Origin of the sequence: Streptomyces sp. NPDC046759, from assembly GCF_040645475.1 — a bacterium.
Taxonomy (GTDB): domain Bacteria; phylum Actinomycetota; class Actinomycetes; order Streptomycetales; family Streptomycetaceae; genus Streptomyces.
Genome location: NZ_JBEYYJ010000012.1, coordinates 99,982 through 120,419, shown reverse-complemented (window position 1 = coordinate 120,419; position 20,438 = coordinate 99,982). Strand labels below are relative to the sequence as shown.

The 20,438-nt window shown below is 72.7% G+C and carries 19 protein-coding genes and 3 pseudogenes; 10 read left to right on the top strand and 12 right to left on the bottom strand.

Translation table 11 applies throughout. From position 1 onward, the window contains the following. Nucleotides 1-181: 181 nt before the first annotated feature. Nucleotides 182-1,120, bottom strand: coding sequence for a Ku protein (locus ABZ919_RS18440; RefSeq protein WP_361248586.1), 939 nt, complete (start codon nt 1,118-1,120; stop codon nt 182-184). 74 nt (nt 1,121-1,194) lie between these two features. Between ABZ919_RS18440 and ABZ919_RS18435 the strand changes: the two are divergent. Then, a pseudogene (locus ABZ919_RS18435) lies at nt 1,195-1,643 on the top strand (SDR family NAD(P)-dependent oxidoreductase); the annotation flags it as partial. A gap of 7 nt (nt 1,644-1,650) precedes the next feature. Here the strand turns inward: ABZ919_RS18435 and ABZ919_RS18430 are convergent. Continuing rightward, nucleotides 1,651-2,125: pseudogene (locus ABZ919_RS18430) on the bottom strand (MBL fold metallo-hydrolase); the annotation flags it as partial. Nucleotides 2,126-2,276: 151 nt separating this feature from the next. After that, nucleotides 2,277-3,137, bottom strand: a complete 861-nt coding sequence (locus ABZ919_RS18425) for an alpha/beta hydrolase (RefSeq protein WP_361248584.1) — start codon at nt 3,135-3,137, stop codon at nt 2,277-2,279. A 245-nt stretch (nt 3,138-3,382) separates the two neighbouring features. Here ABZ919_RS18425 and ABZ919_RS18420 point away from each other — a divergent pair, with 245 nt between their 5' ends. Next, entirely contained in the window at nt 3,383-3,523 is a 141-nt protein-coding gene (locus tag ABZ919_RS18420) for a hypothetical protein (protein ID WP_361248583.1), read from the top strand. A 129-nt stretch (nt 3,524-3,652) separates the two neighbouring features. On the opposite strand, the gene ABZ919_RS18415 is transcribed toward ABZ919_RS18420, so the two are convergent. After that, a complete protein-coding gene (locus ABZ919_RS18415; protein WP_361248582.1) occupies nt 3,653-4,033 on the bottom strand; it encodes a VOC family protein in 381 nt (126 codons plus the stop codon). A 218-nt stretch (nt 4,034-4,251) separates the two neighbouring features. Between ABZ919_RS18415 and ABZ919_RS18410 the strand changes: the two genes are divergently transcribed. Beyond that, nucleotides 4,252-4,989 carry an alpha/beta fold hydrolase gene (locus tag ABZ919_RS18410; protein WP_361248580.1) on the top strand — a complete coding sequence of 246 codons (738 nt, stop codon included), beginning with the start codon at nt 4,252-4,254 and terminating at the stop codon, nt 4,987-4,989. A gap of 53 nt (nt 4,990-5,042) precedes the next feature. Beyond that, a pseudogene (locus ABZ919_RS18405) lies at nt 5,043-5,342 on the top strand (DUF6192 family protein); the annotation flags it as partial. Nucleotides 5,343-5,525: 183 nt separating this feature from the next. Here ABZ919_RS18405 and ABZ919_RS18400 read toward each other — a convergent pair. Together ABZ919_RS18400 and ABZ919_RS18395 are read right to left on the bottom strand one after the other, a co-directional pair. Then, on the bottom strand, nt 5,526-6,341 hold the full coding sequence (locus tag ABZ919_RS18400; RefSeq protein ID WP_361248768.1) for a class I SAM-dependent methyltransferase: 816 nt from the start codon (nt 6,339-6,341) through the stop codon (nt 5,526-5,528). Between the two features lie 304 nt (nt 6,342-6,645). Next, nucleotides 6,646-7,095 carry a hypothetical protein gene (locus ABZ919_RS18395; RefSeq protein ID WP_361248579.1) on the bottom strand — a complete coding sequence of 150 codons (450 nt, stop codon included), beginning with the start codon at nt 7,093-7,095 and terminating at the stop codon, nt 6,646-6,648. Between the two features lie 339 nt (nt 7,096-7,434). Between ABZ919_RS18395 and ABZ919_RS18390 the strand changes: the two genes are divergently transcribed. Next, a complete protein-coding gene (locus ABZ919_RS18390) occupies nt 7,435-8,076 on the top strand; it encodes a phosphoribosyltransferase family protein (RefSeq protein WP_361248577.1) in 642 nt (213 codons plus the stop codon). Between the two features lie 33 nt (nt 8,077-8,109). Continuing rightward, nucleotides 8,110-9,519, top strand: coding sequence for an RtcB family protein (locus ABZ919_RS18385; protein ID WP_361248575.1), 1,410 nt, complete (start codon nt 8,110-8,112; stop codon nt 9,517-9,519). A gap of 58 nt (nt 9,520-9,577) precedes the next feature. Here ABZ919_RS18385 and ABZ919_RS18380 read toward each other — a convergent pair whose 3' ends face one another. Beyond that, the gene (locus ABZ919_RS18380) at nt 9,578-10,036 is read right to left on the bottom strand and encodes an archease (protein WP_361248574.1); all 459 of its coding nucleotides are present in this window, start codon (nt 10,034-10,036) and stop codon (nt 9,578-9,580) included. 291 nt (nt 10,037-10,327) lie between these two features. On the opposite strand from ABZ919_RS18380, the gene ABZ919_RS18375 reads away from it, so the two are divergent. Both ABZ919_RS18375 and ABZ919_RS18370 read left to right on the top strand, forming a co-directional pair. Next, entirely contained in the window at nt 10,328-12,652 is a 2,325-nt protein-coding gene (locus tag ABZ919_RS18375; RefSeq protein ID WP_361248766.1) for a molybdopterin cofactor-binding domain-containing protein, read from the top strand. An 8-nt stretch (nt 12,653-12,660) separates the two neighbouring features. Beyond that, complete coding sequence (locus ABZ919_RS18370) at nt 12,661-13,137, top strand: (2Fe-2S)-binding protein (protein ID WP_361248572.1); 477 nt, start codon at nt 12,661-12,663, stop codon at nt 13,135-13,137. 72 nt (nt 13,138-13,209) lie between these two features. On the opposite strand, the gene ABZ919_RS18365 is transcribed toward ABZ919_RS18370, so the two are convergent. After that, nucleotides 13,210-14,199 (bottom strand): acyl-CoA dehydrogenase family protein, encoded by a 990-nt coding sequence (locus ABZ919_RS18365; protein WP_361248570.1) that lies wholly within the window; start codon nt 14,197-14,199, stop codon nt 13,210-13,212. Next, entirely contained in the window at nt 14,199-15,368 is a 1,170-nt protein-coding gene (locus ABZ919_RS18360; protein ID WP_361248568.1) for an acyl-CoA dehydrogenase family protein, read from the bottom strand. The genes ABZ919_RS18365 and ABZ919_RS18360 overlap by 1 nt, the downstream gene beginning before the upstream one ends. A 224-nt stretch (nt 15,369-15,592) precedes the next feature. On the opposite strand from ABZ919_RS18360, the gene ABZ919_RS18355 reads away from it, so the two are divergent. Both ABZ919_RS18355 and ABZ919_RS18350 read left to right on the top strand, forming a co-directional pair. Beyond that, a complete protein-coding gene (locus ABZ919_RS18355; protein ID WP_361248566.1) occupies nt 15,593-16,381 on the top strand; it encodes an SDR family oxidoreductase in 789 nt (262 codons plus the stop codon). A 180-nt stretch (nt 16,382-16,561) separates the two neighbouring features. Then, a complete protein-coding gene (locus ABZ919_RS18350; RefSeq protein ID WP_361248565.1) occupies nt 16,562-17,719 on the top strand; it encodes an acetyl-CoA C-acetyltransferase in 1,158 nt (385 codons plus the stop codon). Nucleotides 17,720-17,746: 27 nt separating this feature from the next. Here the strand turns inward: ABZ919_RS18350 and ABZ919_RS18345 are convergent, their stop codons facing one another. The 3 genes from ABZ919_RS18345 to ABZ919_RS18335 are packed head-to-tail and all read right to left on the bottom strand — an operon-like array spanning nt 17,747 to nt 20,429. Continuing rightward, entirely contained in the window at nt 17,747-18,796 is a 1,050-nt protein-coding gene (locus ABZ919_RS18345) for a nitronate monooxygenase (protein WP_361248763.1), read from the bottom strand. 11 nt (nt 18,797-18,807) lie between these two features. Further along, nucleotides 18,808-19,578 (bottom strand): CoA-transferase, encoded by a 771-nt coding sequence (locus ABZ919_RS18340; protein WP_361248563.1) that lies wholly within the window; start codon nt 19,576-19,578, stop codon nt 18,808-18,810. Then, the gene (locus ABZ919_RS18335; RefSeq protein WP_361248760.1) at nt 19,575-20,429 is read right to left on the bottom strand and encodes a CoA-transferase; all 855 of its coding nucleotides are present in this window, start codon (nt 20,427-20,429) and stop codon (nt 19,575-19,577) included. Before ABZ919_RS18335 ends, ABZ919_RS18340 begins: the two co-directional genes overlap by 4 nt. Nucleotides 20,430-20,438: the final 9 nt, after the last annotated feature.

Sequence of the window (20,438 nt, the reverse complement as noted above, 5' to 3'; positions counted from 1 at the left end):
CGGAGCGACGGCGACGGAGCGGGGTGCACGGAGCGGGGTGCACGGTGTCCGGCGCGGAATGGTCGCCGAGGTGCCGGCCGGCGGCCCGGTTGCCGCCGCCGTCGAGTACGGAGCGAGAGGCACGTCCGGAACCCGTCGGCTGGGGCCGCCGTGGGCACCGCCGGCCCGGTACCGCCCTCGCCTAAGCACTGCGCGGTCGGCGGCCCGAGGCCTTCTTCGCAGTCGTCTTCTTCGCGGCGGTCTTCTTCGGGGCGGTCTTCTTCGCCGGCTGCTTCTTCGCGGGCGCCTTCTCCTTCGGCTGCGGCAGCTCGTGCACCTCGGCCGGACCCGCGTCACGGGCCCGGGTGGCCTTGGCCTTCTGCACCGACTCGTTCAGTGCGGCCATCAGATCGAGCACCTGGGCCGGCTGTTCCGGCTCCGGCGCCTCCGGCAGCGGCTTGTCGCCGCGCTTGGCCTCGATGATCTGCGCGATGGCCTCGGTGTACCGGTCGGTGAATTCCGGGCCCTCCAGCCTGTCGATGGTCATGGTGTCCATGAGGGCGAGGGCGCCCTCGATCTCCTGCTCGGACACCTCGGTCGGCGGTGGCAGCAACTCGGTGGGGTCACGGATCTCGTCCGGCCAGCGCATCGCGTGCAGGACCAGGACATCGTCGCGGACGCGCAGCAGCCCCAGCCTCTCCCGGCCTGACCAGGCGTACTTCGCGACGGCCACCTTGGAAGTCCGCCCGAGCGCCTTGACGAGCAGTTTGTACGGCTTCGCGGCCACCTGGCCGGCCGGCTGCAGGTAGTAGCCCTCGGCGATGCGGAGGGGATCGACCGACGTCACCGGCACGAACGCGTCGATCTCGATCGCCTTCGCGGTCGGCAGCGGCAGATTGCTCAGGTCCTCGTCCGTGATCGGGATGACCTGGGTCTTGGTCAGCTCGTACCCCTTGCCGATCTCCTCCTGGGGCACCTCGCGGTCCTCCAGCTCGCACACCTTGCGGTAGCGGACCCGGCCCTGGTCGGTCAGGTGGTACTGGTGGAAGTGGATGCTGTGATCCTCGGTGGCGCTGACCACGTTGATCGGCACCGTGACCAGACCGAAGGAGATGGCGCCGGACCAGATCGTTCGGGGCATGAAGGACCTCCACAGCGGCCCCGAGCACCACCAGACTATGAGCGTCTCACCCGCCCCGCACGCGCGATGCGCCATTGGTGACCGGGGCCTCCAGCGGCAGCGGACACGCGCTGGCCAGGCAGTTCGCCGAGCGTGGCTACGACCTGCTGATCAATGCGGAGGACGACCGTCTGCACCACGCCGCACAGCGACTGCGCGGGACAGGCGCCGAGGTCCGTGCCGTTCAGGCCGATCTCACGGAGGCCGGCGGCGTGGACCGGCTGGTCGCGGCGACGACCGGGCTCGAGATCGACACCGCCGTGCTCAACGCGGGAGTGGGGCAGGGCGGAGCGTTCGCGGACACCGACCTGGCCGACGACCTCGCGGTGATCGACCTGAATGTGACCTCCACCGTGCGGCTGCCAAGCCACTGCTGCGCGACATGCTGGGCCGCGGTGCGGGCCGGCTGGCCTTCACGTCCTCCATCGCGGCGACCATGCCAGGCCCCTTCCAGCCGGTGTACAACGCCTCGAAGTCCTTCGTGCCGGACCCAGCATGCTGCCCATGACGGGAGGCAGCAGCCGACGCAGTACGGGCTGCAGGGGATGGCGTCCGGGCAGTGCTGTCACGCGGACCTGCGCCTCGCCACGCCTGAGCGTGCAGCTTTCCCAGGTGCAGAGCCCTCCTGTGCTGCGGAAGCCTTGCCAGGTGCGCAGACGACGCGCGGCGTGCGGTGTCGTGACGATCGGTACCGAGCGGTCCAGGTGGCCTCGGGCCCGGCGGTCCCAGTGATCACCATGCAGGTGCGAGAGGACGACACCGTCCAGGCGAGGCAGGTCCGCGACGTCGAGGGCGGGTTCGGTGCGCCGACGGCTGACCAGCCAATCCCAGCCCGTATCCCAGGTGTGCTCGCTCGCCGCGGTGAAGGAAGTTGGGGTCCGTCAGCAGGGTCAGCTCGCCGAACCGCAGCAGCACCGTCGCGTTGCCGATGAAGTGAAGATCGATCGCCTCGTCGAAGGCAGTAATAGCGGTCTTTGCCCGACGGGGCGCGTCCGGCGGATGCGCCCCGTCCGACTTCGCCCCGTCTGCGTGCCCGGGCCGGGTTCCCCGCACAGCGACCTGCACACGGTGATGTCCTGATCGTTGCGTGGATGGTGCGCTCGCGCTGCCGGATTCCTCAGCCGGGCAGCTCTCGGACGAACTCGGCGACCAGCGTTGCCACCGCTTCCGGAGTCTCCAGGATCATGGGGTGGCCGGCATCGATCCGGCTGACGTGGATCGTCGGCCTGGTGCCGGAGAGCGCGGCCAGCTCGCCGGAGACAACCTGTGCGAACCGGGCGCTGAATTCGTCGAACCACTCCGTGCCGGGTGCGGGCGGCTGCCGTCGGCCGGCCTGTACCAGCAGCAGCGGGCAGCCGACACCGTCCAGCCATGTGGTGACGCCGAGCGCGCCGAGCCTGTGGAGTTCGTCGAGGACATCCAGTGCCTCGGCCCGCGACGGCAGCGTCTGCCACGTGCCGTCGGGCAACGGGCGTACGGCCGCACGGATCGCGGTCTGCGCACGGTCGGCCGGAATCCCGAGCCGGACGCAGTTGTCGACCTGCTGCTCGATGTACCCGGGTGGCGCGACGGCCCCGGCCGACGCCAGCAGCCCCTCGCACACCTGTTCACCGCCGGGGAAGTCGGGTCTCCACCAGAAGCCGTCGAGGTTCACGGCGGCACGGGCGCGGGCACGTTCGGGGTTCGCCCGGGCGTATTCGACAGCGATCAGTCCGCCGAGAGAGTGGCCCACCACAACGGCCTCCGGCAGGCCGTGCGCGTCGAGCGTGCACGCGATGTCCCGCACCACGGTGGGAATGGTCCAGGGAGAGACGCCGGGAGAACGGCCGTGCCCGGGAAGATCGACGGCGAGGACGCGGTGCGCGGCGGTGAGCAGGGAAGCCGAGGCGTCCCAGTCGGTCAGGGACCGCGCGTAACCGTGCAGCAGAACGAGTGGAGGGCCGTCGCCCCCATAGTCGTGGGCATGTAAGAGTGTCATCGGGAGATCACTGTAGGGGGCACACGACTTCGCGAACACCGGATTGAAGCTCCCCCGGAGGCAGAACCTGGCGGGCACGGCCCCGGGGCCCGGCTGACGGCCCGGATCCGGGCGGCAAGACCTTCCCCCTCCGACCGGGACGATGCCGCCCGGGGACTGAACCCCGGGTCCGAGCGGCGTGTCCGATCGGGTCGGGCTGCCGGCTCGGTCCAGGGTGGTCAGTGCTGTCGTCGTCGGGAGGAACCGTGAAGCGTCGTCTCCTCGCTGTCCTGGCTGCCGCCGTGGCCGGGCTGGTGCTGTCCGTCGTACCGGCCGCGGCTCGGGATGGTCATGGCGACGTCGAGAGCAGCGACTGGAACATCCCGCTCACCAACATCGGCCTGTAGCCCGTCCGGCCTCGGTTCCCTGGGGCACCCGATGACCCTCGTCTTCCTCGTCGCGGCCGTCGACGAGTGAACGGCTCGACCAGTGCCGCCGCCGACCGCTCAGCGACCCAGCTGTCGAAGCCGGACCCGTCAGAGCGGGTTGAGGCGGGCCTTGAGCAGGCAGAACTCATTGCCCTCGGGGTCGGCGAGCACATGCCACTGCTCCTCACCGGTCTGGCCGACGTCGGCGGGGCGCGCCCCGAGCTTCAGGAGGCGTTCGAGTTCGGCGTCCTGATCGCGGTCGGTGGCGTTGACGTCGATGTGCAGCCGGGACTTCCCCGGCTCCGGCTCGTCCTCGCGGCTGAGGATGATCGTCGGCTGCGGACCGCCGAACCCTTCGCGCGGCCCGATCTCGAGCGTGCCGTCGTCTTCGCGGTCCAGCACCACGAAGTCCAGGACCTCGCACCAGAACCGCGCCAGCACCTCGGGGTCGCGGCAACCCAGCACGAGCTCACTGATACGACATGCCATCGGCGAAACCTACTCTCGGCGTGGGAACTGCCGCGGCGGCCGCGCGCGTTGCTCTCGGGCTCCGCCCAGCGGGACACGCTCGAGACCGTACCCCGGCGAGGCGATCAGGTGCGAAGGGTTTCGGGTGATCGGGCGGATATAGGACAGCAGGTGTCCGCCATCGTGCCTAGCGTGGCGTTCCGCGCAGGACGGCAGGCACGAAGAGAGGGGCGGCGGCCATGGCAGAGATCGTTCTGGTTCCCGGGTTCTGGCTCGGCGCATGGGCATGGGAAGAAGTGGCACAGGAGCTGAGGGCCGCGGGACACGAGGTCCACCCGCTCACGCTGACCGGCCTGGCCGAGCGGGCGGCCGAGGCCACGCCCGACGTGGACGTCCACACGCATGTGGACGACATCGTCCGTCTCGTCGAAGGCGAGGGTCTGCGGGATGTGGTCCTGGTCGGGCACAGCGGGGCGAATCTTCCGGTCACCGGCGCCGCGGACCGGATCCCGGAACGGATCGCACGGATCGTGTACGTGGACGCCGGACCGTTGCTCCCGGGCATGGCTGTGATCGACTTCAACACGCCCCGGAAACAGGAGGAGTGGCGCAAGCAGGTCGCGGAGGCAGGCGACGGCTGGCAGCTGCCCGTACCGCCGTTCGATCCGGCAGCGGATCCGCACAACCTGGCAGGCCTCACCGGGCAACATCTCGCCCGCATGGCCGAGTTGGCCACACCTCAGCCGTTCGCGACCGCCACTCGCCCTCTGGACCGTCCTTCCCCGCTGCCGAGCAGGCACTGCTCGGTCATCGCCTCGACGTTCACTCCCGAACAGGCGCGCATGCTGGCAGGCAGCGGCAACCCGGTCTTCGAGCCGATGGCCGGAATGGATCTGCACCACCTGCCGACCGGGCACTGGCCGATGTTCTCCCGGCCGACGGAACTGGCATCACTGCTCAACGAGATCGCCCGCTGACGTCGCCGCGCTCACCTGCGGCCCGTCCCGTGCCTCGCAGTGGCCGCGGCCCCATGAGCCGCATGTGCCACGCGCGTTCGTCGATCGCAAGCAGCGACGGTGGGCGGTCACGGGGGCCCGCGGACGCACCCGCGCACAACGCCGGTGCGTCTCGACCGCTGCGGTACGCGCGGCAACCGCACCGACCAGGTCAACCGCGCCCGGCCGAACGCGGCCGGCAGGCCCGCGAGGACTTCGGGCGCAACAGCCCCGCCGCCCCGGCGATCCGAGCGATCGACCGCTCCGTGGAGTCCCTCGGCCTGGTGACCGCCCGCCACGTGTTCGTGGCCGCGTCCGGCCGGGTCGTCCCGGGCCTGCGCGACCGCCGGGGCGGCGGCGACGAACGCGTCGTCATCCACAAGAACCTCGCCGCGTCCGCGCGACCCTCGACCGGGCCCAGACGGCAGTGGACAACGGGAAGCTGGACGTCGACGGCGAACCGGCCCGCCTCGTGCAAAGCGAGCGGCCCGATCGATCATCCAGGGGACCGGGGCGCTCTACCGGCGGACCGCCGAGATCAGTCCGCCGGGCCGCTCCTCGTGCTGCTGCGGGCTGCTGATCGGGCGGCCGTAGGCGGCAGCGCACTCGCGAAGGGTGTGGCTTTCGGCCTCCCAGCCGTGCCCGGCCAGCCAGCCCACCGGGTCCTCGGGCATCTCCGAAATCCACATGGACGCCGCCGATCCCGGCACGGCGTCCGCGCCGAAGCGCTCGATCACGCCGCGCGAGCCCAACGTCAGCCCCATCCGGCTGCCTGCCGCCGACTGCGCGCTGATCCGGGCCAGCAGCAGCTCCACCGCGTCCTCGGGCAGATAGATCAGCAGTCCTTCGGCGATCCACACGGTCGGCACCGCCGGGTCGTGCCCTGCGGCGGCCAGCGCGGCCGGCCAGTCCTCACGCAGATCCACCGCGACGGTGATCCGCTCGCAGCGTGCGACGGCCCGCTCCTGGCGCAGCACCGAAGCCTTGAAGTCCAGTGGCGCGGCGGTGTCGACCTCGAACAGCCGGGTGCCCTCGGGCCAGTCCATCCGGAAGGCCCGGCTGTCCATGCCGGCGCCGAGCAGCACGACCTGCCGGACCCCGGACGCGGAGGCCTGCTGCAACAGGTCGTCGAGGAACTTCGTCCTGATGACGATGGAGAACGACACGGCCAGCCGGCGGCGTCGCGCGGCCTCGTCATCCGGCAGCGGCGGCGAGGAGGGCCACAGACCGCCGGCGGCGGCGAAGGCCTGTGCCAGCGGGTCGCGGAACAGCGCGTTCTCCCGCTGGGTCTCCAGCGCCCGCACCCTGGCCACCCCCACCGCCGTGGCCCACACTCCCGACGGCTGCACCCGCTCCTGCCCATCAGTCACCGCGCCAGCCTAGATGATCGGTTCCCAGGGGCAGGGGGCCGGGCCCCTTACGCGCGGACCGTCCGAGCCGCCCGGAGGGGAGCGGTGAGCCCGCAGTGGCTTATGGCGAGGGGTGTGTGACATCGTGGGGTCGTCCGGCCCGTCGCTTTCCCCCGTAGCGACGGGCCGGACGTCTGTCGGCGTCCGGTGCGGGTTTGCGCCGCTGCGGCCGGATCGCGGAGCTGTTCCCTGTGCTGGGACCGCACGGGGCCGCCTGATTCGAGACCGGCTATGCGGACGGCCCCAACGCCGGGCCCCACGCCGGGAACTCCCCGGGAACGGGAATCGGCTGCCGGTAGCGGGTGGAGGTGTCGAGCCGCGGAGCGGCCCGGCGCAGCCGTCGAGCCGTGGCCCTCGCCTCGTCGTCATCCGGCACGGACACGGCGAGGAGACGGAAGGCGGCGCAGGGGCGCAGTTCGACGGCCACGACGGGTCTGCCGGGGCGCAGGGCCACGAAGTCCGTCCCACCCGCGTGACCGCGCGTGCCGGTGCAGGCGCCGCCGGGGGTCCAGGCGCCGCGCCCGCGGACTCCGCGCAGGGCGCGCCACCAGTCGTCCTCGACCGTCACCCGGCACACGGCGGACAGCGGCACCCGCACGTCACCGCGGCGGGCCGCTGCTCTTTCCGGCCACGACAGACGCACGACCACGTCGTCACCCTCGGTGAGTATCCGTGCCATCTCCCAGGCCCTCCCCTCCATCCTCACCCCTCCTCCGGGCTGCCGCCGCACGGCGCACCCGCCTCGTCCCCCCACCCCTCCCGGCCGCCTTTCGTGACCGCTGTGACGGCGGTCCCTCCCGTGTCGTACGAGCGTGGCCCGGGTACCCGGCGGGAGCGCCGGAGGCAAGTGCCGCCGTGCCCACTGCGGTCGTCCGGCCGACAGGAGGTGGAACCGGGTGCGGCGCGTCGCTCGGCACGGGCCGGGTGGTGCGTGACCGGGGCGTGCTGCAGGGTGAACAGCCCTTCGCAGGTGCCGCGGACGCATCGTGCGGCGGTGAGCGGAAGGAGTCGACAGGACATGCGGTTTCATGATCGCGTCCATGCCGGCCGGGAGCTGGCCGAGCGGCTGCGCCTCCGGCAGGAAGCAGGGGCGCTGACGCACCCGGTCGTGCTGGCGCTGCCGCGCGGCGGGGCCATGGTGGCGCGCGAGGTGGCGCGAGCGCTCGACGCGCCGCTCGACGTGGTGGTCGCCCGCAAGATCGGCGCACCGCTGCAGGAGGAACTGGGCGTCGGGGCGCTCGCGGGCGACGACCCTCCGCTGTTCGACGAGCGCACTCTGGACCAGCTCGGCCTGAACGAGACGGCCCTGGACGACGTCGTGGAGCGGGAGAGGGCGGAGCTGCACCGCCGGGAGCAGCGCTACCGGGAGGGCCGTCCCGCGCCCGAGCTGCGGGACCGTACCGTGATCGTGGTGGACGACGGGGTGGCCACCGGGGCGACCGCGCGGGCCGCGCTGCGGTGGCTGCGCCGGCAGTCGCCGGAACGGGTCGTGCTGGCGGTGCCCGTGTGCTCCCCGCGGGCGGCCGACCTGCTGCGGGGTGAGGCCGACGAGGTCCTCTGTCTGCACCGGCCGGCCGACTTCCTGGCCGTGGGGGAGTGGTACGACGACTTCGAGCAGCTGACGGACGACGACGTGCTCGCCGCGCTGCACGGTCAGTGACGCCGGGCGCGCCGACGTCGTGCGGAGGTCGCGATGGAGTTGGTCGAGGAACGTTCCTTCCGCTACCGCATCGAGCCGCACGCCGGCATGCGGGTTCCCGGCGTGGTGTTCGCGTCCCGCGCGCTGCTCGCGGATGCCGAGCAGTCCCTGGAGCAGGTCGCGCACGTGGCCACGCTCCCCGGCATCGTCGCCGCCTCCTACGCCATGCCGGACATCCACTGGGGCTACGGCTTTCCCATCGGCGGTGTCGCCGCCACCGACGTGGACGCCGGCGGGGTCGTCTCGCCGGGCGGTGTCGGCTTCGACATCTCCTGCGGGGTGCGGCTGCTGGCCGCCGACTGCGACGGCGACACGCTCCGGCCCGCGCTGACCGCGGTGATGGACGGCCTGGACCGGACGATTCCGCGCGGGGCCGGGCCGGGTGGCGTATGGCGGCCGGGCGCCGGCGAACTGGAGCGGCTGCTGGCCGAGGGCTCCCGCTACGCCGTGGAGCGCGGACACGGGGAGGAGCGCGACCTGCTGCGCTGCGAGGACGGCGGGGCGGTCGCCGACGCGGACGTCGCGCAGGTCGGGCAGCGGGCCCGGGAACGGGGCCTCGGCCAGGTGGGCAGCCTGGGCTCCGCCAACCACTTCCTGGAGGTCCAGCGGGTCGCCGAGGTGTACGACGGCCCGGCCGCGTCCGCCTTCGGGATCGGGGCGGGGCAGGTGTGCGTGATGATCCACTGTGGCTCGCGCGGGCTCGGGCACCAGATATGCAGCGACCACGTGCGGCTCATGGACCGCGCCATGGCCCGGTACGGCATCCGCGTGCCCGACCGGCAGCTGGCCTGCACGCCGGTCGAATCACCCGAGGGGCAGGCCTATCTGGGGGCTATGGCGGCGGCGGCCAACTACGGCCGGGCGAACCGGCAGCTGCTGTCCGACGCGGCGCGTGGTGTGTTCCGGCGTGCCGCGGGCGTCGGGCTTTCGCTGGTGTACGACGTCTCCCACAACCTCGCCAAGATCGAGACGCATCCGGTGGCGGGCGAGCGGCGGCAACTGTGCGTGCACCGCAAGGGCGCCACCCGGGCCTTCCCGCCCGGCCATCCCGAACTGCCCGCCGACATCCGGGAGTTCGGGCAGCCGGTGCTGATCCCCGGCACCCTCGGGACGGCGTCGTACGTGCTGGCCGGAGTGTCCGGCGGCGACGCCTTCCACTCCACCTGCCACGGAGCGGGCCGCACCATGAGCCGGCACCAGGCCGCCCGCTCGGTCACCAGCGGTGAGCTGCGGGAACGGCTGCGTCACGCCGGCATCGCGGCGCGCCCGAAGTCCTGGCGGGGCCTGACGGAGGAGACGCCGGAGGCGTACAAGGACGTCGACGCCGTCGTCGCCGCGAGCGAGGGAGCGGGGCTGTGCCGCAGGGTCGCCCGGCTGGTGCCGCTCGGGGTGGTGAAGGGGTGATCCCGGGTGGCCGGACGGAGGCCGGCCAGGGTCCGTGCGGCCGGGGCGCCCGTGACCGTCACACGTCGACGATGACCGCGCACGACCACCCATAGGCGTCCGGGGCGATGCGCAGCTCCTGCCAGGACACACCTTTGGGTACGGCCCCGATGACGGGCACGTCCGCGAGGTCGGCGAGCGACAGCCGTACCTCCAGTCCGCCGTCGCGGGCGGACTCCACTTCCGCGTCGACCGGCACCCGGCCCGCCACCTCCAGCCGGAAGACCACCTCGTCCAGCAGCGCGACCAGCAGCTCCTCGTCGTCGCCGGGGGTCAGGCGGACCCGTTCCAGGGCCGTGGGATGAGCCTGCGACACGTCGGCGAAGGCCTCCACCATCGCGCGTACGGCCTCGGCCAGGCAGTCCTCCCGGGTGGTGCCCCACGCCTGCAGGCGTGTGTCGGCGGTGTGCGGCATCGAGCGGTGGCCGTTCTCGCCCTGGCGCCGTGCTCGCAGTTCGTCGCTGATGTCACCGACCATGACCGCCGTGATCCCTTCTCGTGGCCCCTCCCTCGCTTTCGATTGTCACGCTCCGGGCTGCGCGCCGCCGCCGAAGAGCGAGCCCGGTGACCACGGGGAGCCGAGGACGACCAGCCGCCGGCCCGGCCCGGCCACCGAGGGACGCGCCGGCAGCGGCCGTGATGCGGCGGAGCGGTATGGGGCGAGGACGTGAAGGTCGTCCACAGGGGGTTGGCGCGGGGGTCCACGGGGGGCTACAAGCTGTGAACACCAGGAACGCGTGTGGCGGGAGGAACGTTGACGGACATCGGCATGGGCTCCTCACAGCGGGCGCGAGGACCCGCGGGGGGCGGGATCGAGCGCCGCAGATTCCTCGGATATGTGCTGGCCGCCGCGACGCTGACCGTGGCCGCGGAACTCGGCGAGGCGGTGCTCGCGCCGAACGAGGCGGCGGCGGTCGTCCCGTCCGTGCCGGGTCCCGCGGAGATCTACGACCTCAACGACATGCTCACCGATGCGGCACTGCCGACGGCGAACCTGATCACGATCCGGATCGACACCGACGGCACGGCCTCCTTCGCGCTGCCGCGGGCGGAGGTCGGGCAGGGCATCACGACGTCCAGCGCCATGCTCATCGCCGAGGAGCTCGACCTGCCGCTGGACCGGATCCGGGTCACGCTCGCCGACGCACGGCCGGAGCTGCTGTTCAACCAGCTCACCGGTGGTTCCAACACCACGATCTCGACCTTCACGCCCATCCGCGTCGCCGCCGCCACGGCCCGCCACCGGCTGCTGCAGGCCGCCGCCCTGGAACTCGGGGAGGCCCTGGACACCCTGACCGCGAAGGCCGGGATCATCACCTCGTCGGCCACCGGCCGCAGTCTCACCTATGGCGAGCTGGCCGGGAAAGCCGCGTCGGCGACGAGCGCTCAGGTGCCCGTCACTCTCAAGGAAGCCGCGGAGTACCAGGTCATCGGCACCGGCCGACGGCGCATCGACGCCCTGGAGGCGGTGACCGGGCGCAAGAGGTACGCCATGGACGTGCATGTCCCCGACGCCCTGCCGGTCATGGTCTGCCGTCCGCCGACGATCAACGCAACCGTCCGCTCGGTGGAGAACCTCGCGGAGGTGCGGGCCATGCCCGGCGTCACCGACGTCGCCCCCGTCTCCACCGGAGTCGCCGTCCGCGGGCGTACGTTCGGGCAGTGCATCGACGCCGTCCGCGCGCTGAAGGTCTCCTGGGGGCCGGGCAGTGCGGACGACGCCTCCGACACCACGGTCCGCGACGAACTGCGCCGCGCCGAACTCCCGCTTCCGGCGCTGGACCTGCTCACGAAGTCGGTGGACGCCCGGTTCACCTTCCACTTCGCGAGCAACAGCGCGCTGGAGACCAACTGCGCCGTAGCCGACGTACGACCGGAGTCGGCGGAGATCTGGGCGAGCCTGAAGTCCCCGATCGTCGCCCAGGAGCAGATCGCGCTGCAGCTGGGGCTGCCCGTCTCCGCGGTGACCGTACACGTCACCGAGGGCGGCGGCTCCTTCGGGCGGAAGCTCTTCCACGACGCCGCCGCCGAGGCCGCCGAGATCTCGAAGGCGATGGGCAAGCCGGTCAGGCTGATGTGGCACCGCACGGACGACTTCCGCCAGGGCCGTGTCCACCCGATGGCCACCTCGCGGGTGCGCGCCACCTACGCGCTCGGCCAGGTCCTCACCTACGACCAGCGGCACACCTCCGTCGCCACCGACTTCGGCCACGGTGTCGGCGAGATCATCACCGCGGAGGCCGCACGGCTGCCCGTCGGCGACCTGACGTTCTCCGAAACCATCTTCGCGCTCAGCCAGCAGACGCCGTACCACTTCGGCGTCGTCACCCAGTTGCTCGGCGAGACCGACAAGGGCTTCCACACCGGCTCGATGCGGAACATCTACTCGCCCAACGTGCGCACCGCCCAGGAGCTGGTCGTGGACCAGCTGGCGGGGCGGATGGGCAAGGACCCGTACCGCTTCCGCCGCGAGTTCCTCAAGGACGAGCGGGCGCGGGCCGTCCTCGACAAGGTGGCCGACGTCGGGGAGTGGGGCCGGAGCATGCCGGCCGGCACGGCACAGGGCATCGCACTGCATCCGGAGTACCACGCCTACGTCGCCGTCCTCGCCGAGATCGACTGCCGGCCCGAGACCACGGGGCGCAAGGTTCCCGACGCCTGGACCGGCCCCCGCGTCACCAAGGTGGTGTGCGCCGTCGACGTGGGCCTGGCGGTCAACCCGCTGGGCCTCGAGGCCCAGATGACGGGCGGAATCATGGACGGAATCGCGATCATCCTCAGTTCCGGCCTCCACCTCGACAACGGCCATTTCCTGGAAGGAAGTTGGGACAACTACTTCTACACCCGGCAGTGGAACACCCCGCCCGAGCTGGAGATCGTCGTCATGCCGCCGACCACAGGGCAGCCCGGTGGTGCGGGCGAGCTGGCCGTGGCGGGTGCGGCGGCCGCCGTGGCCTGCGCCTACGGCCGTGCCACCGGCGCCATGCCGACGACCTTCCCGGTCAACCACTCCGGACCGCTCGGCTTCGAGCCGCTGCCCACCACCCCGCCCGTCCCCGCGTCCCCCACCGACGGCCTCGACCACACCTTCTAGGAGCTCCCGTGCCCGAACACACCTTCATCCTCAACGGCGAGCGGGTGACCGTGGACATCGAGGACGACGTCCGGCTGCTGTGGGTGCTCAGGGACGTTCTCGGCGTCACCGGCCCGAAGTACGGCTGCGGACTGGGCGTCTGCAAGGCCTGTACCAGCCACATCAACGGCAAGGCGTTCAATCCCTGTTCGGTGCCGGTGGGCGCGGTCGGCCCGGACGACGAGGTCACCACCATCGAGGGCCTGCCCGCAACCGTCGGCCGAGACCTGCATCCGATGCAGGAGGCCTGGCTGGAGAACGACGTGGCGCAGTGCGGCTACTGCCAGCCGGGGCAGATCATGACCGCCGTCGCCAAGGTCCGTCAGGCCCGCGAGGAGGGCCGCGACATCACCGAGGCCGACCTCGACGAGATCCGCAACGTGTGCAGGTGCGGCACCTACCACCGCATCCGGCAGGCGATCACGGCCGGCGCGAAGAAGTACTGAGGCGCCGCACCGGTTCGTCCGCCGGCGGGCCGCCGAACGGCGTGGCGCGCGGTCAGGACACATGCGGGGCGCTCAGGGAGCGAGGACCCGGGCGCGGCAGGCCGACGGAGTGCCCCAGGAGGACCGCAGGGCACGGGCCTTGCGGATCCACAGGGACAGGTCCAGCTCCTCGGTGTAGCCGAGGGCGCCGTGCAGCTGCAGGGCGGTGCGCGCCGCGGCGTACGCGGCCTCGCCGGCGGTGACCTTCGCCGCGGCGATATCACGTCCGCTCGTGGAGTCGCCGCGCCCCAGCGCCACCGCGGCGGCGTGCACCAACGGCTGGGCGAACTCGAGGGCGACGAGGGTGTCGGCCAGCCGGTGTTTGACCGCCTGGAACGAGCCGATGGGGACCCCGAACTGGCGGCGCTGCCGGGCGTATCCGACGGTGCGCTCCAGCAGGGCGCGCCCCAGCCCGAGGGCCTGCGCCGCGGTGGCCAGCGCGGCGACCTCGGCGGCGTGCGCGGCCGCGACGGTGACGGCAGGACCCTGGGCCAGAACGGCGCCGCCGAGCGGACGGCTCGGCCGCCGGGCCGGGTCGAGCGAGTGCTGTACGGGACCGTGCGCCCCGGCCAGGCGCAGGGTGTCGCCCTCGACGACGAACACCGCGTCGGCGGCGTCCGCGTCCAGGGCGTAGGGGCAGTCGCGGGAGAGCAGGCACAGCGAGCCCACGACCTTGCCGGCGGCGATGCCCGGCAGCCAGGCGGCGGCCGTCGTCGCGTCGCCCAGGCGGTCCAGGAGAGCCGCTGCCGCGACCGTCTCCACCAGCGGGCCCGGCACCGCGTGCCTGCCCAACTCCACGAAGGCCACGGTCAGGTCGACCGGCAGAGGGCCCAGTCCGTCGTACTGCTCGGGTACCGCGAGCGTGAACACCCCGGCCTCGGCCAGCCGGGCCCACAGGGCGCGGCCCGGCCCGGTGTCCCCGGCCGCCCACGACCGGACCACCGCCGCGGTGGCCGCCGCCGTCAGCATGGCGTCCAGCGAGCGGGCGAAGTCGCGCTGCCCGTCGTCGAGGAGGAACCGCATCACCGGCGTCCCTTCGGCAGGCCGAGCAGCCGCTCGGCGATGATGTCGCGCTGGATCTCGTTGGTTCCGGCGTAGAGGGGACCGGCCAGGGAGAAGACGTAGCCCTCGGCCCAGCCGCCGTGCGCGGGCGCCTCGCCGGCGTCGTCGGCGAGGTCGCCGTACGGGCCGAGCAGGTCCAGGGCGGTCTCGTGCAGGGCGATGTCCAGTTCGGACCAGAAGACCTTGTTGAGGCTCGACTCCGCGCCGATCTTGCCGCCGGCCGACAGCCGTGAGGCGGCCGCGTAGGCGGACAGCTGGTAGGCGCGGGCGCCGATCACCGCGTCGGCGACCCGGTCGCGCAGTGCGCTGTCGGACGGGTCGGCGACGGAGCGCCACAGCGCGGTGAGACGGCCGGCGGCGGCCGTGAACCGGCCGGGGCTGCGCAGGGTGAGCCCGCGCTCGTTGCCCGCCGTGCTCATCGCGGCCCGCCAGCCCTGTCCGGGCTCGCCGATGACGTCCTCGTCGGGCACGAACACCTCGTCGAGGAAGAGTTCGGCGAAGGCGGGTCTGCCGTCGAGCCGCCCGATGGGCCGCACCGTCACGCCCTCCGCGTCCAGCGGGAACATCGCGTACGTCAGGCCCTGGTGCGGCCGGCCGGCGTCCGGGTCGCTGCGGAACAGCCCGAAGGCGCGGTCGGCGAACGCCGCCCGTGACGACCAGGTCTTCTGGCCGCTGAGAAGCCAGCCGCCCGCGGTGCGTACGGCCGTGGAGCGCAGCGAGGCGAGGTCGGAGCCCGACTCCGGCTCGGACCAGGCCTGCGCCCAGATCACGTCACCGCTCGCCATGGACGGCAGGACGCGGGCGCACTGATCCGGCGTCCCGTGCTCGAGGAGGGTGGGGGCGAGGAGGCTGATCCCGTTCTGGCTGACCCGGCCAGGAGCACCGGCCGCGTAGTACTCCTCCTCAAAGACCAGCCACTGCAGGATCGAGGCGCCCCGCCCGCCGTACTCCTCCGGCCACGAGACGACCGACCAGCGGTCGGCGGACAGCGTGCGCTCCCAGTCCCGGTGGGCCGCGAACCCCGCGGCCGTCTCCAGCGAGGGCAGGGGGGTGCCGGGCACATGGCCGGTGAGCCAGGCGCGGGCCTCGCCGCGGAAGGCCTCGTCCGCGGCGGAGAAGTCGAGGTCCATCAGGCGCCCGCCTTCCTGGTGCCGGACGGCTTCGTCGCGTGTTCGCCGTACACCCCGGACTCCTTCCCTAACAAGTGTTTGGTAGGTTAACGTACGGGCGGTGAGACGTCGAGGGCGGTACGCACCGTCCGTGAGCGGCGTCGGGCAGTTCCGTGCCGGCGCCACGCGATCCAGCCCGACAGCATCGCCGAGCGCGTTCCCGGCCTGCCGAAGGAGGCCCGCCCGTGACCACGCCCCCGCCGCCCTACCTCCCCGGCCACGCCCTCCTCGAGGGCCGTGCCGCCGTGGTCACCGCCGCCGCGGGCGCCGGCATCGGCGGGGCGACCGCACGACGGCTGCTGGAGGAAGGCGCCCGCGTCGTGCTCTCCGACGCCCACGCCCGCAGGCTGGAGCAGTCGGCCGCCGCCCTGGCCGTGGAGTTCGGCGCGGACAGTGTCGCGGCACTGCCCTGTGACGTGACCGACGAGGAACAGGTCGGCGCGCTCTTCGATTTCGCGCAGGATCGGCACGGGCGTCTGGACGTCGTCGTCAACAACGCCGGGCTCGGCGGCACCGCCGACCTCGTCGAGATGACCGACGCGCAGTGGGACAGCGTCCTCGACGTCACCCTCAACGGCACCTTCCGCTGTACCCGAGCCGCGCTGCGCCGGATGAAGGCGGCGGGCGGCGGGGGAGTCGTCGTCAACAACGCCTCCGTCGTCGGCTGGCGGGCGCAGAAGGGCCAGGCGCACTACGCCGCCGCCAAGGCCGGGGTCATGGCCCTCACCCGCTGCGCCGCAGTCGAGGCCGCGGAGTACGGGGTGCGGGTGAACGCCGTCTCGCCCAGCCTCGCCCTGCACCCGCACCTGGCGAAGGTCACCACGCCGGAACTGCTGGAGGAACTGACCGCCCGTGAGGCGTTCGGCCGCTGCGCCGAGCCGTGGGAGGTGGCCAACGTCATCGTCTTCCTGGCCAGCGGCTACTCCTCGTATCTGACCGGCGAGGTCCTGTCCGTCAGCAGCCAGCACCCCTGACACGGGGAGGGGCAGGTGGCGAAGGCGAGCGGCGGGAGGAAGCCCACGGCCCAGGGCCCCTCGCCCCAGCGGCGCGAGAACCTGCCGGCGACCACCGCCGCAGGTACACGTCGGCGGTGCTGGAGGGCATCGCCCGCGCGCGTCACACCGCAGACACACCGATCCCCCTAGGAGTTGGCCATGGCCGAGGCATACATCGTCGAAGCCGTACGCACCCCGGTCGGCAAGCGCGGCGGCGGGCTCGCCGCCGTCCACCCCGCCGATCTCGGCGCCCATGTGCTGACGGCGCTGATGGAGCGGTCGGGCGTCGACCCGGCCGCCGTCGAGGACGTCGTCTTCGGCTGTGTGGACACGGTCGGTCCGCAGGCCGGGGACATCGCCCGCACCTGCTGGCTGGCCGCAGGGCTGCCCGAGGAGGTGCCGGGTGTGACGGTGGACCGCCAGTGCGGCTCCTCCCAGCAGGCCCTGCACTTCGCCGCGCAGGGCGTGCTCTCGGGCACCCAGGACCTGGTGGTCGCGGGCGGGGTGCAGAACATGTCGATGGTCCCCATCGCCTTCGCCACCCGCCGGGCCGCCGAACCCCTCGGCCTCACCGAGGGCCCCTACGCCGGCTCCGCGGGCTGGCGGGCTCGCTACGGCGACCGGCCGGTCGACCAGTTCGCCGGCGCCGAGATGATCGCCGAGAAGTGGAACATCTCCCGCCGGGACATGGAGGAGTTCGCCCTGCGCTCCCACAGGCGTGCCGTCCACGCCATCGACGAGGGCCGCTTCGACCGCGAACTCGTCCCCTACGGCGACGTGAGCACCGACGAGGGGCCCCGCCGCGACACCACGCCGGAGCGGATGGCGGGCCTGAAGCCGGTGCTCGAAGGCGGACGGCTCACCGCCGCCGTCTCCTCCCAGGTCTCCGACGGCGCCTCCGCCGTGCTGCTCGCCGGCGAACGAGCCGTACGCGAGCACGGACTGACGCCCCGTGCCCGCGTCCACCACCTCTCGGTGCGCGGCGAGGACCCCGTCCGGATGCTGTCCGCGCCGATCCCGGCCACGGCGTACGCCCTGAAGAAGGCCGGGATGACCCTCGACGACATCGACCTCGTGGAGATCAACGAGGCCTTCGCGTCCGTGGTGCTGGCGTGGCTCAAGGAGACCGGCGCCGACCCGGAGAAGGTCAACGTCAACGGCGGCGCCATCGCCCTCGGCCATCCCCTCGGTGCCACCGGCACCAAGCTCATGACCACGCTGGTGCACGAACTGGAGCGCACCGGCGGACGCTACGGTCTGCAGACGATGTGCGAGGGGGGCGGCCAGGCCAACGTCACCATCGTCGAGCGGCTCTGACGGATCCCGGCCCGGGCCGCGGCGGAGCTACCCCGCCGGGGGCAGACCGCGGAGGGTGTCCCGGGCCTCCGCCATGATCCTCTCGATGAGCTCCGCGCAGGACGGCAGATCGTCGATCAGACCGGCGACCTGGCCGGAGGCCATCACGCCGAGGTCGGTCCGGCCCTCGACCATCGACGCCCGCAGCAGCATCGGGGTGTTGGCGGCCAGCAGGACCTGACTCCACGTCAACTCCCGGCCGTGTCGCATCGCGAGGCCGTCGCGCACCATCTGGGCCCAGCTCATGCCCGACAGTCCGCGGAAGGCCGCCGCGTGCCGTACGGCGTGCAGCAGCGCCTTCGCCCGGCCCGAACGTTCGAGGGAGTCGACCAGCTCGGAACGCAGCATCCGGTGGGGGAGGCCGTCGACCTCGGTGGTGACGGTGACGTCGTCGACCGTGGCCGCGAGATAGCGGGCCTTGACCGCGTCGGGCACGGTGCTGTCGGAGGTGAGCAGGAAACGGGTGCCCATGGCGATCCCGGCGGCACCGTAGGCGAGCGCGGCGACCAGCCCCCGGCCGTCGTGGAAGCCGCCGGCCGCGACGACCGGGATGGCGACGGCGTCGACCACCTGGGGGAGCAGGACGGACGTCGCGACCTTCCCGGTGTGCCCGCCGCCCTCCCCGCCCTGCACCACCACCGCGTCGGCGCCCCACGCGGCGACCTTCTCGGCGTGCCGCCGGGCCCCGACGGACGGGACGACGACCACGCCGGCGTCCTTGAGCCGGGCGATCAGTTCCCGGGAGGGAGCGAGCGCGAACGAGGCGACCCTCACTCCCTCCTCGATGACGATCCGCACCCGCTCGGCCGCGTCCGAGGCGTCGGCCCGCAGATTGACCCCGAAGGGCGCGTCGGTACGGGACTTGACCTCGCGGACCGCTGAACGGAGCCGGTCGGTGGTCATGGTGGCCGAGGCGAGGATCCCGAGGGCGCCCGCCTCGGCGGTGGCCGACACCAGACGGGGACCGGCGACCCAGCCCATGCCCGTCTGCACGATGGGGTGCCGTACCCCGACGAGCTGCGTCAGCGCCGTGGCGATCGCGGCGCCGGTCACCCCGGCACCTCGCCCTCGCGCAACCCCTTCGGGTCGATGACCTCGCGGATCAGCCGCAGCTCGGCGGCGGTGGGTTCCCGGGTGTACGGCACCTCGTCCGGGACGGCGAGCGGGAATCCGGTGGCGCCGGTGACCTGCTCGACCGTGACGCCGGGGTGCAGCGAGCGCAGCCGCATCGTCCGCTCGGGCGTCCGGAAGTCGAAGACGCCCAGGTCGCTCACGACGTCGGCGATGCGGTGGTAGCGGGCCGCGGAGTAGCCGGCCGCGGCGGCGCGGTCGTGGCCGACGCCGCAGACCATGTCCACCCGCTCCACGAACACCCTCCTGGAGTGCCGCGGGACCCAGTAACTGGTCGGGTTGTTCAGGGTGTTGACCGGCGCGCCGCGCACGCCCAGCAGCTGCCGGGAGGGGCGGCTCCAGTCGCCGATGCAGGAGATGTTCTGGTTGCCGTACCGGTCGAGCTGGCTCGCGCCCATCATCACGTGCCGCCGCCCGGTGGCCACCAGGGCCAGGTGCTGCCGGTAGGGAAGCCAGCCCTCGACCACCCCCGCCCTGGCGCCGAGCGCCGGAACGTCGCCGATCAGCAGTGCCTCGCCGTCGGTGAGCAGCAGGTCGGGGGAGAAGGTGAGTTTCGCCAGCCGGGCACCGATCACCGGGACGGTGCCCATCGGGGCGGCCAGCACCTCCCCGGCATCCCGCCAGGCCTCGGCGCAGGCCACCGCGCAGTACTCGGCCCGTGTCGGCGTCGTCGTACGGCTGTCCCTCATGCCGTCCCCTCCTCCTCGTGGAACGCCGACACCGCGGCCTGGTACGCGTCCTCGTCGCCGGACAGGAACCGCTCGGCGAAGGCCCGCCAGGCCTCCGGGTCGCGGGCGGCCCGTGCGTAGGCGCGCTGGAAGACCTCGTCCCGGTCGTGGTCGGGGACGCAGGAGGTGAAATGGGCGCCGTTCGGGGTCTCCACGACACCGTTCACGAACGCGCGCTTGACGAGCAGGGTCGGTGGCCCGGCGTCCTTGAGCAGGTCCGGGCTGTCCACGATCCGCTCGCAGGAGACGTAGGCGGCGTCGGCGGCCTCGCAGAAGAGGTCGTCGAAGTAGGGGTCGGGGCCGAGGTACTGCGCATTGCCGTGCACGTCAGCGCGGTTGAGGTGCACCAGTGCGGCGTCCAGGCGCAGCGCGGGGACGGCGACGAGTTCCTCGCCGTCCTCGTACGGCGAACGCACCGTCCGCAGCCGGGGGTTGACCCTCATCACGTCCGAGGCGAGGCCGGCCCGGATCGGCATGAAGGGCAGCCGGTGCGCGGCCGCGGTCAGACCCCACATGACCATGGCCTCGTCCAGCTCCACCAGGTGCAGCGCGCCGCGCTGCCGGGCCGCCGTGAAGTGCGGCTCCAGGGGGATGGAGTCCAGAGTGGCGAAGGCCGCGACGAGCGTGCGGATCTTCCCCGCGGCGGCGAGCAGCCCGACGTCCGGGCCGCCGTAGGAGACGACGGTCAGGTCGGTGACGTCCGAGCGCAGCAGCGCCCGCACCAGCGCCATCGGCTTGCGCCGCGACCCCCAGCCGCCGATGCCGATCGTCATGCCGCTGTCCAGCCGGTCCACGGCCTCCTCGGCGGTCATCGTCTTGTC

Excerpts from the sequence above, each read along its gene's own strand:
- ABZ919_RS18440 (WP_361248586.1), bottom strand. The coding sequence starts at position 1,120 with ATGCCCCGAACGATCTGGTCCGGCGCCATCTCCTTCGGTCTGGTCACG.
- ABZ919_RS18425 (WP_361248584.1), bottom strand. The coding sequence starts at position 3,137 with ATGACACTCTTACATGCCCACGACTATGGGGGCGACGGCCCTCCACTC.
- ABZ919_RS18415 (WP_361248582.1), bottom strand. The coding sequence starts at position 4,033 with ATGGCATGTCGTATCAGTGAGCTCGTGCTGGGTTGCCGCGACCCCGAG.
- ABZ919_RS18410 (WP_361248580.1), top strand. The coding sequence starts at position 4,252 with ATGGCAGAGATCGTTCTGGTTCCCGGGTTCTGGCTCGGCGCATGGGCA.
- ABZ919_RS18395 (WP_361248579.1), bottom strand. The coding sequence starts at position 7,095 with ATGGCACGGATACTCACCGAGGGTGACGACGTGGTCGTGCGTCTGTCG.
- ABZ919_RS18390 (WP_361248577.1), top strand. The coding sequence starts at position 7,435 with ATGCGGTTTCATGATCGCGTCCATGCCGGCCGGGAGCTGGCCGAGCGG.
- ABZ919_RS18385 (WP_361248575.1), top strand. The coding sequence starts at position 8,110 with ATGGAGTTGGTCGAGGAACGTTCCTTCCGCTACCGCATCGAGCCGCAC.
- ABZ919_RS18380 (WP_361248574.1), bottom strand. The coding sequence starts at position 10,036 with ATGGTCGGTGACATCAGCGACGAACTGCGAGCACGGCGCCAGGGCGAG.
- ABZ919_RS18375 (WP_361248766.1), top strand. The coding sequence starts at position 10,328 with ATGGGCTCCTCACAGCGGGCGCGAGGACCCGCGGGGGGCGGGATCGAG.
- ABZ919_RS18365 (WP_361248570.1), bottom strand. The coding sequence starts at position 14,199 with ATGCGGTTCCTCCTCGACGACGGGCAGCGCGACTTCGCCCGCTCGCTG.
- ABZ919_RS18360 (WP_361248568.1), bottom strand. The coding sequence starts at position 15,368 with ATGGACCTCGACTTCTCCGCCGCGGACGAGGCCTTCCGCGGCGAGGCC.
- ABZ919_RS18350 (WP_361248565.1), top strand. The coding sequence starts at position 16,562 with ATGGCCGAGGCATACATCGTCGAAGCCGTACGCACCCCGGTCGGCAAG.
- ABZ919_RS18340 (WP_361248563.1), bottom strand. The coding sequence starts at position 19,578 with ATGAGGGACAGCCGTACGACGACGCCGACACGGGCCGAGTACTGCGCG.
- ABZ919_RS18335 (WP_361248760.1), bottom strand. The coding sequence starts at position 20,429 with ATGACCGCCGAGGAGGCCGTGGACCGGCTGGACAGCGGCATGACGATC.